This window comes from Simiduia sp. 21SJ11W-1 (assembly GCF_024138675.1).
In the GTDB taxonomy this organism is placed as follows: Bacteria; Pseudomonadota; Gammaproteobacteria; order Pseudomonadales; family Cellvibrionaceae; genus Simiduia.
Genome location: NZ_CP090959.1, coordinates 2,819,494 through 2,831,198 on the forward strand (window position 1 = coordinate 2,819,494; position 11,705 = coordinate 2,831,198).

The following is an 11,705-nucleotide window of genomic DNA, read 5'->3' on the forward strand; positions in this document are numbered from 1 at the left end:
CAGGATGCACCCCCTATTTAATTCAAACCGCAGCCTGCTCACCCTGATTTTTACCTGGGTGGTGCTTTGCTGCCTGATAGCACTGCTGCTTTGGGAGCTCACCGACGATGCCCCACTAGAGGCACGTGGCCTGCTCATCAGCCTGTACGCGCTGCCTTTGTATTTGTTGTTGCTGTTTTTTTGCTCGGCTAATTACTACCTGTGCATGCGCTTGCCTGCCAACCAGTATGCGCTCAATTGGCTGTTTATTGCCCATGCCAGTGCGGCCCTGCTCACCGTTGGCCTGTGGTTAATGCTGGGCCAGGCCTGGAGCCAGCTCTTGGAAAACACAGGCTTAACGGGCGCGCGCACTCTGCATGAGGAAACCCTTTGGATCAACGGCCTGTTGGGGCTGGTGCTCTATTGCGCGTGGGTGCTGGTGCACTACACCTACCTGATTGCCAAGGGCGACGAAGCCAACAACGCCCAGGCGCTGGCCCAAAAACTGTTAATCAGTGATATAGAGCTGCAGGCTGTAAAGGCCACCGTACACCCGCATTTCATGTACAACAGCCTGAATATGCTGGCTAACCTTTCTGTGGCGGCACCTGAAAAAATACACGACATCTGCGTGCAGATGTCTGAATTTTTGCGCTACAGCGTGAACTATGCCAAGAAAGACACTGTCACCATTCACGAAGAACTCACCCACATTGAAAACTATTTAGCCATTGAAAAAGAGCGCTTCGGAAAAAACTTGGCGGTCACCATTGATGTAGACCCGGCCTGCCTATACCGCCCGGCCATGCCACTACTGTTATTTCCGCTGGTAGAAAACTGCATCAAGCACGGCATCCAATCACAATTGGCGCCGGGGTACATTTCGCTTGTGATGAAACCTCTGGGCGAGCATATGGAGATTCAGGTTGAAAACAGCTTTGACCCAGAAGGGCAAAAAGCCGAGAGCACCAATCATGGCCTTGCGTCACTTAAAAAGCGCATGGGCGGCCACTATGGGGCCGGCGCCACGCTGAACATTGCCAAATCGGCCAACACCTTTAAAGTCACGCTAAAGCTGCCTCACCTTACACAACCCTCCACCTTGAAACTGGGAGTAGATTCATGAGCGATACCATTAACGCCATTGTGGTAGATGATGAAGGCCACGCCCGCCAGACACTCATCACGCTTTTGAAAGCCCACCCGGAAATCAACCTGGTAGCGGAATGTGAAAACGGCATGAGCGCGGTTAAAACCGTGAACGATTTACAGCCTCACCTGATGTTTCTAGACATTCAAATGCCAAAGCTCAATGGCCTGGAAGTGCTGGAACTGCTGGGCGATACCGCGCCGCTAACGGTGTTTGTTACCGCCCACAACGATTACGCCATTCAGGCCTTTGAAAAAAACGCCGTTGATTACCTGCTAAAACCCGTAAGCAAAGCGCGCCTTGCCCAAAGTGTTGAACGCATTCAACAGCGCCTTACCCGTGAACAGCCCACCCATTACCGCCAGCAACAACAAACCGCCGCCCAACAGCTCAACCAACCCAGCGGGCCCATTCAGCGTATTTTGGTGCGCGATAAAGGCGATGTGCATGTAATTCCCGTGGCGGATATCAGCGCCATTGAAGCGGCAGACGATTATGTAGTCATTCACGCAGGTGGCCAATCACACATCAAGCAAGAGCGGCTGTCGCGGCTGGAAGCCCAGCTGGACGCACAGCAGTTTTGCCGTATTCACCGCTCTACCCTGATTAATCTGGATTACCTGCAGGGCATAGAAACAGAGGCGAAAGAAACCCGCTTTGCCAACCTGAAACTGGCCGACGGCAGCAGCAAGCAATACGCCATTAGCCGCAGTGGTTACAGCAAGCTTATTGAGCTGCTTTAACGCGCAGCCCTAAAAATGTAAAGACCTGCTAGCCTTTCGGCGCGTCAGCCACCCAGGGGTTGTCGGTGTGAAAGGTAGCGATATACAGCGCCTCTATTTTTGCTCTGGCCCACTCGGTGCGGCGTAAGAATTTGAGGCTGGATTTGTGCGAGGGGTTAGATTTAAAACAATTAACATCTATGCGCTGGGCCAAGCCTTCCCAACCATAGTGGGCTTGTAGCCGTTCCAGCATAGCCGCCAGGGTAACCCCGTGCAGCGGATTATTTTTTTGGCTCATTGCCCACCCCTGTCATTTAAATCTTTTAGCTGGAATTTTCTCTCGGAAGAATCTTAGCGCATCACTAAAAATATTTGGAGTGAATAAAAAAGGCGCCACGGCCAGGCGCCTTAATGAAACCCACAAATTACTAAGCCGGGCGCACCTTAAAAACACCCACCTCCACAGACACCACAACCACCCGTGTGCCTTTGGCAACGGCATCGACACCGGGTACCAGTTCCACCCGCCATTGAATACCTGAAAACTGCAACTGGCCCGGCGCGCCTGGAGCAAGATCTTGCTCAACCACAAATTCATGGCCTACCAAGTCGCTGCTGTTGTCTTTTTCGATGGGCTTATCGCCCTGCAAATTGCGCAGCGGCTGCCACAGTGCGAGTGCCGAAAGACCGGCGGCAATACCCGCGCTGGATATTCCGGCAATCCAGGTTTCTGGCAATACGCCAAAATACATAAGCGCACCGGTAATCAGCGCGCCAAGGCCTGCAAAAATAAACACGCCGGCGGCAAAACTTAACAGAATTTCCAGCACCAAAAGCGCAAAACCTGCCGCCAACCAGAATTCTGTTTGATGCTGATTAATGTACTCAACCATAATTGGCCTCCGTTCAGCCTGCAGACTTGTTGGTATTCAAGGTGCCAATAATGGTCATGGCTTCTGCTACCACGTTAGCTGCACTGCTGCGATCATCGGGCAACAGCACTACAGTTGAATCTTTGGCAATGGCGCGCTTGGCCTCAATGGCTTTGTCGGCCAAGTCCAGCTGAATGGCCTTTTGGCCCTCGGCAGTTGCCGCTACGCGCCCTACGGTATCCAGTGCGGTGGCTTTTGCATCTGCCACCGCAATGATCGCCTTGGCCTCACCTTCGGCGCGCAAAATTTGCTCTTCTTTATCGGCCTCGGCTGCCAGTACCTGCGCACGCTTATCGCCTTCGGCCACGTTAATGGCAGATTGGCGATGACCTTCAGATTCCAAAATAGTGGCGCGTTTTTCACGCTCGGCTTTCATCTGGCGCTCCATGGCCTCCAGAATGGTACGCGGCGGCTCAATATCCTTAATTTCGTAGCGCAACACCTGCACACCCCAAGGCTCGGAGGCTACGTTAATGGAGTTAACAATATTGGTGTTCAGGCTTTCGCGTTCTTCAAAGGTTTTATCCAAATCGATTTTACCAATTTCGCTGCGCATCGTGGTTTGCGCCAATTGGGTTACGGCGTATACGTAGTTATCTACACCGTAAGAAGCCTTGTATGGGTCCAGCACTTTCAGATACAGCACGCCATCCACAACCAGGGAAATGTTGTCTTTGGTAATCGCCGCCTGGCTTGGCACATCGTAGGCGTGCTCTTTCAGAGATTGGTCGTAAGACACCCGATCAAAAATAGGTACCAGCCAGTTTAAACCGGCCACCATGGTTTTATGGTAGCGGCCAAAGCGCTCAACCACATAGGCGTGGTTTTGCGGCACAAATTTAATGGCAGACTTAAGTACAAAGAAAACCAGTACGGCTAATCCTGTCCAAAAGTTAAAAATAATATTTAATAATTCTTCGCTCATGCTAACTCCTTGTTAAGTTACTCGCCCGGCATCCTTTCGGTTTTTTGTGTCGAATGATTGCGACACCGGAACAGGGCTTATCATACGGCAAATTTTTGCCGGCTGTGCAGATTTCGGGCCAGCCCCACCCAACGAGCGCCCCGCTCTGTTCAGCGGATTTAACTGCAGGCCCAATTGTCAGCGCAGGCCACCCTGTGCACAATAGGCCCGCGGCCCTTATAACAAAAAGGAAACAAGATGCACGCTCACATCCAGAAGATGACGGCCACCCTGTTGCTTTTATGGGCAGAGGCAACACTGGGGCAATCTTTTGATGAGTACCTGATTCCAACACCGGGGCCTTTGATTCAGCCACCAGTCACCGCCGATGTGATACCCGGGGCCGGAGATGAGCTGTTATTGTTCAGCCAGCAGGGCGAGCTGCGCTACCTGCACGTTTACCAGTGGCAGGCAACAGGCTTCAAGGCGCGCCACACAGTGGCGCTGCCAGCGCAATACTTTGCCTACGATATTTCCAGTGCCGAGGCAGGCGCCCAGCAAACCCTTTACCTGTTAGCAAGTCACGCCCTGGCACGGCTCGCATTGAATGAAGATACAGCCCAGGTGCAACACCTGGTGGAGGTAAACCACCTGATACGCGAGCCCAAGCCGCCGTTTATTTACCGCGATCGTTTTCTGGTGGCATTGCCGCCCGCACACCCGGTGGCCGCTTTTGTACCGGGCTTTAGCAGCGTGCAATTAGTTACAGGGCTCGCACAGGCCAAGCCGCGCATTCAGGCATTACCCATCACCGCCAATGTGGTGATGGATGACCGGGGTGCGCGCTACACGCCACCGGCCTTGTTTACAGCGCCCCTGGGTGCCAATACCCAGCAGTCTGTTATCTGGCCCGCGCCGGGCGCGCTGCGGGTATTTACCCCCGATGCCAGCCACACCTTCAGGCCCGCGCCCGCCGTTGCCATTGCGCCGGATATTCGCGGTATCGATTGGTGGTTCCAGCGCGATGAGCGCGGCGAGGGGCTTGATCAAAGCAATCTCACCTACCGCAAGCTCGAGCGCGTGCAAGACATCAACGGCGATGGCCGCCCGGATCTTGTGGTGCGCTTCACCCGCAGCCAAGGCGTGCTGGAGCGCGTAAACGATTACGAGATTTACCTAGGCCGCACCGGCGAAATCGCGCCGCTGTACTACAGCGAGCAGCCGGATTCCGTGGTGCGCGCCGATGGCACCCTAACAGACTTCGAGTTTGTGGATATTCAGGGCGATGAGCGCCCGGAAATATTGCTCTCGGGCTTTAACATTGGCCTGGGGCAGGTTATTGGCGCGCTACTTTCAGGCAGTATCGACCAGCAGGTGTACCTTTTCGCCCAGGATGCCCAGGGCAACTACGGTGAACAACCCGCTGTGCAAGAGCAAGTAACCCTGAAATTCAGCTTGAGCTCCGGGCGCTCTGGCAGTGCTGTTACCCTACTGGCAGACATCACAGGCGACGGTATTAAAGACCTGGTGCTCTCCAAGGGCGCAAAAACACTGGAGGTGTATACCGGCCTTGCCACGGGCGACCTCATGGCCAAAAAACCCGCAAAATTTAAAACGCTGCTGCCAGAAGATGGCAGCCAGCTGAACGCGGCAGATCTAAACGGTGACCAAAAAGCCGATTTGATTCTCAGTTTTGGCAAGCTCGACGCCCCGGAACAACTGAAAACCGTGAAAATTCTCATCACCCAATAGCCAGCTGGCGCCTAAATTCACATCAATGCGGGCGTCAATACCCACGGTGCCACGCTTTTCAGCTAGGCGTGCGAAATTGGCGGCAGCTCTGCTGCACTTGTCTAAACTGATTTAATCTCGGGTTTGGATATTAAGGCTGATTTTCAATGCCGGTACAACGCAGCACCGCCACCACTGCATGGCCTAACTACCTAGGCCTTACCGCAGCACTGAGCCTTCTTGGTTGGCTTGGTAACTATACGTCGCTGCCACTGCTGTTTGGTATCGATTTCATTTTCGGCTCTATTGCCAGCGTGCTGGCACTGGCACTTCTGGGCCCGGCCGCAGCCATTGCGGTGGCCGCCATCGCTTCCAGCTACACTTGGCTTTTGTGGAGCCACCCCTACGCCATCATCATTTTCACCGCCGAAATCGCCTTTCTAAGCCTGTGTTACAGGTACAGACCGAAAATGAACCTGGTATTCGCCGATGTGGCCTACTGGTTTGTTATTGGCATACCGCTGGTACTGCTGTTTTACCAATACTTCCTGAAGCTGGGCTTTGATCAGTCACTGTTTATTGGCACCAAGCAGGCCATGAACGGCATTTTTAACTTGCTCTGTGCCAACCTGCTGATTTTGTTTGCCAGAAGCCGTGGCCTGGCACTGCTGGAAAACTCGAACTTCTGCCCTATTACTATTCGCAACCTCACCTTTAACCTGGTGCTGGGTATCGTCTTGCTAGTGGGAGCCCTGCCCGTTGTCATCAATCAGCACCAAACGGGCAAGCTGCTTGAGCGCGAGATTGGCGACGAACTGGCTATTGTAGGCAATCTGATTGCAGGGGATGCTCAACACGCCCCCACGGGCGAAGACATTCAGGCACGCCTTGCCAACCTGCCAATTACTGGCGCGCTGTTTGTTGAAGCGATGCGTGAAGATCAGTACTTTAGCCGTGGTGACGTACCGCCCTTGGCCCACTTTGAAGCGGTAGCACTCAAACACAAACAACAACTGACACTCTATAAAGACACCCGCCAGAAATCTGCCATACAACGCTGGAACAAGGGCGTGTACGTGTATCAAACACAGGCGGGCGGCTGGAAAATAAATGTTGGTAAATCCGCAAGTACACTGGTTACCAAATTGCAAAGCGCAAAGCAGGATGCCTTTGTATTGCTCAATGTATTGCTGGCGCTGGCTATTTTGCTTTCCCAAATTCTGGGCCGCATTGTAGAGGCCCCACTGTTACAGTTGCGCCAGCTCACCCATCGCATTGGCGCCGAAGATGCCACTCTGGAAGCAGAATCTACCCCCAGCCAAATTAAAGAATTCAAATTGTTATTTGAAGCTTTCAGCGACATGGCAAGCCGGCTGGATCAAAGCGTACGCAAATTACAGGAAGCCAACGACACCCTTGAGCTACGCGTAGAAAGACGCACAAGAGACATACAACGGCTCTCTATGGTGGCCAGCACTACCACCAATGGCGTCACTATTCTCGACAATCAACACAATATCGTGTGGAGCAACCGGGCCTTCCATAAAATTTTGTTGGAAGATAACCAAACGGTTGAAGGCGCTGATTTTGCATCACTGCTGCGCATTAGAAATACCGAAGCCGAAGCGGAGTTTCTACAAAACGTGCAGCACAAAAGGCGTTTCACCCAGGCCCTGGAAGTACTTAACGCCCAGCACGAAAAAGTATGGCTGGCCGTTGAATGGATTACCACCAACCAGCAGGAGCATGGGCACGACGGCTATATTGCCTTGATTACAGACATCACCACCGAGCGCCAGGCAGCCGACGAATTGGCACGCTACGCGGCGCGCCTGGAAGACATCAACCAAGAGCAAGATAAAGCCCGCCAGTCTGCTGAAAATGCCGCACGCGTTAAGTCAGAGTTTTTGGCCAGCATGAGCCATGAGATTCGCACGCCGCTCAACGGCGTGGTGGGTATGCTGGGCCTGTTACAAAGAGGCGAGCAATCTGAACAACAAGCGCACTACACCCAGCTTGCGCTGAGAAGTGCAGAATCGCTCTTGGGCATCATCAATGAAATTCTGGATTTCTCAAAAATTGAATCTGGCCAACTGGCACTTGAACACCTGGATTTTGATTTGGTAAAGCTGTTGGCTGAGTTTGCCGCCAGCAGCTCGCTGCGCGCACAGGAGAAAGGCATTGCGTTCTACCTGGATGCCACAGCACTTGAATACACCCTCATCAATAGCGACCCAAGCAGAATTTTGCAAATTCTGAACAACCTCATCGGCAACGCCATAAAATTTACCGAACAAGGCCACGTGCAGCTGGATGTGCGCCTGGTAAGCAATGGCACGGGCAAATACCAGCTTGAATGCGCGGTAACTGATACCGGCATTGGCATTGAGCAGAGTGTACTACCCAATCTGTTCAATGCCTTTACCCAGGCCGATGCCTCTACCACGCGCAAATACGGCGGCACGGGTTTGGGGCTTGCCATTACCAAGCAACTCTGCGAGCTTTTGGGTGGTTCACTCACTGTCACAAGCAAGCCAGGCCAGGGCTCATGCTTTACCGCCTGCATTCCTATTGAGATGCCCGATAACAACCAGCGCGCTGCAGATGCCTGGCCCGAACTTGAGGGCCAAAGGCTGGTGATTGTTGACAGCAATGCCCATCAGCGGGCGCTCACCGAGCGCTACCTGCAGCACACCGGCGCCACCATTGCCGCAGCCGAAGAATTTCCCGAATCCTTTTCGCCTGAACCCCAGTGGCTGATATTGTGCCCGGAATCCATTACCGCCCTGGAGGCACAACACGCTGATGGCAAGCTGCGGCAATGCCGCGCACTGGTGCTGTGCTCACACGCAACGCGCGCTGATTTAGTGAGCCTTGGCCACTGGCAAAACGTGCTGCATTTATCTACCCCGCTCACGGGGCTTTCTGGAAAAGAACTCACCCCGGAAAACGTCAGTGCCCATGATAAAACAGACAACCTCGACAAGCCCTACCAATACGTGGGCAGGCTACTGTTGGTGGAAGACAACCACGTAAACCAGGAACTTGCCCGCACCCTGCTTGAAGACATGGGCTACCACGTGAGCATGGCCGGTAACGGCGCTGAAGCGCTGGATCACCTCATGGAAACACCCCGCCAGGATGCCTTCGATCTGGTGCTGATGGATTGCCAAATGCCTGAAATGGATGGCTACACCGCAACGCGGCTTATTCGTAACGGCAAGGCGGGCAGCCTCAATGCGGACATCCCCATCATTGCCATGACAGCCAATGCCATGAAGGGCGATCGCGAGCAATGCATCGCCGCCGGCATGAACGACTACATTTCCAAGCCGCTGGATTTTGATGTGGTTGAGCAGGTACTCAGCACTTGGATGGCCAACAGCCAACGCTACAAGCGGCGCATGCCAGAGCTGGTAAAAGGCAATGAGATTGCCCAAGGGGAAGCCAACCTGGCCACTGGCACACAACCGCTCAATGATGCGGCCGAAAATAGGCCAGTAGAAAAACCGGATGCATCATCAGCCAAGGAAGATACGGTACAAGGTGCGCCCGTATGGGATAAAGCCGAAGCACTCAAACGCGTGCGCCAGCGCGAAGACAGGCTGGTGTCGCTGGTAGAATTGTTTGTGCGCGACATGCCGGCACGCTATGAAAAAATGGAAGCCCAAATGCAAGACAACAACCTTGAAAGCATTCAGCATCTGGCCCATGAAATAAAAGGCGTGGCGGGTAATATAAGTACTAAATCGCTGTACAACACCGCCCGCAATCTGGAAACTGCTTGTAAAGAGCAGCGCGATGTAAAAGCACATGTTGATTTATTAAAAACAGAAATGGCTGCGGCTCAATCTACGCTTGAAACTTACCTTGCCGAGCAACGCCAACAAGCCTGACCACCCGCCAATCGGGCATTAAAACTTTGGCCACGCTACACTAACCCACTACGCAATTGCGGCCGGCGGCTTTTGCCCCATACAGGTTTTTATCGGCAAGACTTAACAATGAATCGGCGGTCATCTGAGGGAGAATTTCGGCCAGGCCAATGCTTACGGTGACAGGCTCTGACAAATCATCAAAGGCCACCTGACCCAGCCCCTCTCTGATTTCATCAGCCCGATTCCAGGCGCGCTGGAGGTTTAACCCCGGCAGCAACAGTAAAAATTCCTCTCCGCCCCAGCGCACCACTACGTCTTCATCGCGGGTAACCGTTACCAGATACTCGGCGAAACTGCTCAACACCTGATCGCCGGCCTCGTGGCCGTACTGGTCATTTATTTTTTTGAAGTGATCAATGTCAGCCAGCAATAAGGTGCCGCCTTCAAAAGAGCGATCAAAGAAACCCCTGCGAATGCAGCTTTCACTCACAAACCGGCGATTAGGCAGCCGTGTTAGCGCATCGGTTACAGATGCCCGCTGCACAGATTCGTGCAGTGCGCGCACCCTGCCACGGGAGTTCACATACACAAACTCGCAGCCCAAGCAGGCCACCAATAAACTAAACAGCGATGCTAGAAAACGGATTTTTATTTCCGGCGCATAAGACGCCTGCAACAAGGGCGTATTGGGCCAATACAAAATTACTACACAGGCAAGCAAGGTAAATAGCGATAAATACAAGCCTGCACGAAAGCCTGTAATAAACACCACAATGGCAGCCATGGGGTAAACCCACAAAAGGCCAGAATCACTTACTCCGCCCGTGGCCACCAGCACAAGGTTGAGCAGCGTCACGCAACTTGCAAGAATGAAGGCGCTGGCATTGTAATTGCGTTGCACATGCAACCACACCATATTCAACACACACACCACTGCCACACCAATCAGTAACAGGGCAAGCTGCATAAGGCCCTGAGACAAGCTCAGTAAACCAAAAGCGAACAGCATGGCAACACCCACGAAACTCAGCAGCTGGAACAGCTGAATACGGCGGTTAGATTCAAGCTCTGTTAGCTCCAGGCCCGGTTTATTGCGGCCTGCGGTTCGCCCCATGCCCTGCATAAGCACTCCCACAATTGCTGAATGCAGTGTAGCAGCAGTTGGTGGGCCTATAGCTCCGCGGCTCAAGCGGCAATGCGCTAGGCAGGCAACAGCGAGGCCAGCTTCCATAGGCTTAAGCCCGTAACAAAAATCACCACCAGGCCGCCCAACAGATTTGCCAGCCAACCGTTAGCGTGACTGCCCAGAAGTGCGCGCTGGTTCATCACGTACAACAGGAATATGGCCACTATGGGCAACAAAAAACCGTTAAAGGCCTGAGCAAATACGATGGCCACCAAAGGCTTGGTACCGAGCGCGGCAAACACCGTGCCCACCAACACCACCCCCAGGCTCACCCAGCGCTGGGCGCCAATAGCAGCGGCGCCTTGTAAACCCAGCGCACCTGATACCGCAAACCCTGCAGCCATAGGTGCGGCAATTGCGCTGGTGAGGCCCGCAGCAAACAAACCCAGGCCATAGCACCAGCGGGCGCCCTCACCCAGCAGGGGCTCCAGTTGTTGGGCCATAGTGGCTGGCGAGAACGGGTGCCCGGTTTGAAAAAAAGCCACAGCTGCAGTGGATAAAATCGCGAGCGTAATCAGGCCACCCAATGAAATAGACAGGCCTGTGTCCCAACGCGCCTGGGTTAAGGCCTGGGGCAGCGGCGTGTGGGCCGGCCATTTATTGGCAACACTCGATGCGTGTAAAAAAAGGTTGTAGGGCACAACGGTTGTACCGATAAGCGCGATGGCGAGCATGGCACTGCCATCTGGCAGCTGCGGGCGCAAAATACCGGCGGCCATACTTGCCCAATCGGGCTGAACCATTGCCAAGGTCACCACAAAAACCGTGCTCATCAACACCACTAAAGTCACCAACACCCGCTCAAGCAGCCGATAACGATGCGTCCACAACAACAGCGCCGCCAAAGTGCCAATCAAAAGCGCCCATAGCACCGGCCCGCCGGGCACCAAGGCGCTGATGCCGAGGGTGGCGCCCATGATGTTGCCGGCTTCGTAAGCCGCATTACCCAACCCAATGGCGGCCACCACTAGCACCAGCGCCGGTTTGATTAACCACGCAGGGCGCAGATGCGCACGCAATGCCTCGGCCAGGCCTTGGCGCGTCACCAAACCTAACCGCGCAGCCATTTCCTGCAGCACCCAGGTGGCGGCGATGGAAAAAACAAGCGCCCACAGCAGTGCAAAACCAAAGCTCGCACCGGCTTGGCTCGCCGTGGCCAGGGTGCCCGGCCCAATGAACGCCGCAGCAACCAACAGGCCGGGGCCCAAGGTGATTTTTTTCAT

Annotated in this window: 9 protein-coding genes; 4 read left to right on the forward strand and 5 right to left on the reverse strand. The window is 53.9% G+C overall.

The features are described 5' to 3' along the window. Window positions 1-4: 4 nt before the first annotated feature. Complete coding sequence (locus L1F30_RS12350) at window positions 5-1,105, forward strand: sensor histidine kinase (protein ID WP_253356491.1); 1,101 nt, start codon at window positions 5-7, stop codon at window positions 1,103-1,105. Further along, window positions 1,102-1,872, forward strand: a complete 771-nt coding sequence (locus L1F30_RS12355; RefSeq protein ID WP_253356493.1) for a LytTR family DNA-binding domain-containing protein — start codon at window positions 1,102-1,104, stop codon at window positions 1,870-1,872. Before L1F30_RS12350 ends, L1F30_RS12355 begins: the two co-directional genes overlap by 4 nt. Window positions 1,873-1,900: 28 nt before the next feature. Here L1F30_RS12355 and L1F30_RS12360 read toward each other — a convergent pair whose 3' ends face one another. From L1F30_RS12360 to L1F30_RS12370, 3 genes are all read right to left on the reverse strand, one after another. Then, on the reverse strand, window positions 1,901-2,149 hold the full coding sequence (locus tag L1F30_RS12360; RefSeq protein WP_253356495.1) for a VF530 family DNA-binding protein: 249 nt from the start codon (window positions 2,147-2,149) through the stop codon (window positions 1,901-1,903). A gap of 130 nt (window positions 2,150-2,279) precedes the next feature. Continuing rightward, complete coding sequence (locus L1F30_RS12365; RefSeq protein WP_253356497.1) at window positions 2,280-2,744, reverse strand: NfeD family protein; 465 nt, start codon at window positions 2,742-2,744, stop codon at window positions 2,280-2,282. A gap of 13 nt (window positions 2,745-2,757) precedes the next feature. Beyond that, window positions 2,758-3,708 carry an SPFH domain-containing protein gene (locus tag L1F30_RS12370; protein ID WP_253356499.1) on the reverse strand — a complete coding sequence of 317 codons (951 nt, stop codon included), beginning with the start codon at window positions 3,706-3,708 and terminating at the stop codon, window positions 2,758-2,760. 237 nt (window positions 3,709-3,945) lie between these two features. Here L1F30_RS12370 and L1F30_RS12375 point away from each other — a divergent pair, with 237 nt between their 5' ends. Both L1F30_RS12375 and L1F30_RS12380 read left to right on the forward strand, forming a co-directional pair. After that, the gene (locus L1F30_RS12375; protein WP_253356501.1) at window positions 3,946-5,439 is read left to right on the forward strand and encodes a VCBS repeat-containing protein; all 1,494 of its coding nucleotides are present in this window, start codon (window positions 3,946-3,948) and stop codon (window positions 5,437-5,439) included. A 146-nt stretch (window positions 5,440-5,585) separates the two neighbouring features. Beyond that, entirely contained in the window at window positions 5,586-9,314 is a 3,729-nt protein-coding gene (locus tag L1F30_RS12380) for an ATP-binding protein (RefSeq protein ID WP_253356503.1), read from the forward strand. Window positions 9,315-9,354: 40 nt separating this feature from the next. Here L1F30_RS12380 and L1F30_RS12385 read toward each other — a convergent pair whose 3' ends face one another. Then, a complete protein-coding gene (locus tag L1F30_RS12385; protein ID WP_253356505.1) occupies window positions 9,355-10,410 on the reverse strand; it encodes a GGDEF domain-containing protein in 1,056 nt (351 codons plus the stop codon). 86 nt (window positions 10,411-10,496) lie between these two features. Continuing rightward, window positions 10,497-11,705 (reverse strand): Nramp family divalent metal transporter, encoded by a 1,209-nt coding sequence (locus L1F30_RS12390; protein WP_253356507.1) that lies wholly within the window; start codon window positions 11,703-11,705, stop codon window positions 10,497-10,499.

Excerpts from the sequence above, each read along its gene's own strand:
- L1F30_RS12350 (WP_253356491.1), top strand. The coding sequence starts at position 5 with ATGCACCCCCTATTTAATTCAAACCGCAGCCTGCTCACCCTGATTTTT.
- L1F30_RS12355 (WP_253356493.1), top strand. The coding sequence starts at position 1,102 with ATGAGCGATACCATTAACGCCATTGTGGTAGATGATGAAGGCCACGCC.
- L1F30_RS12360 (WP_253356495.1), bottom strand. The coding sequence starts at position 2,149 with ATGAGCCAAAAAAATAATCCGCTGCACGGGGTTACCCTGGCGGCTATG.
- L1F30_RS12365 (WP_253356497.1), bottom strand. The coding sequence starts at position 2,744 with ATGGTTGAGTACATTAATCAGCATCAAACAGAATTCTGGTTGGCGGCA.
- L1F30_RS12370 (WP_253356499.1), bottom strand. The coding sequence starts at position 3,708 with ATGAGCGAAGAATTATTAAATATTATTTTTAACTTTTGGACAGGATTA.
- L1F30_RS12375 (WP_253356501.1), top strand. The coding sequence starts at position 3,946 with ATGCACGCTCACATCCAGAAGATGACGGCCACCCTGTTGCTTTTATGG.
- L1F30_RS12380 (WP_253356503.1), top strand. The coding sequence starts at position 5,586 with ATGCCGGTACAACGCAGCACCGCCACCACTGCATGGCCTAACTACCTA.
- L1F30_RS12385 (WP_253356505.1), bottom strand. The coding sequence starts at position 10,410 with ATGGGGCGAACCGCAGGCCGCAATAAACCGGGCCTGGAGCTAACAGAG.
- L1F30_RS12390 (WP_253356507.1), bottom strand. The coding sequence starts at position 11,705 with ATGAAAAAAATCACCTTGGGCCCCGGCCTGTTGGTTGCTGCGGCGTTC.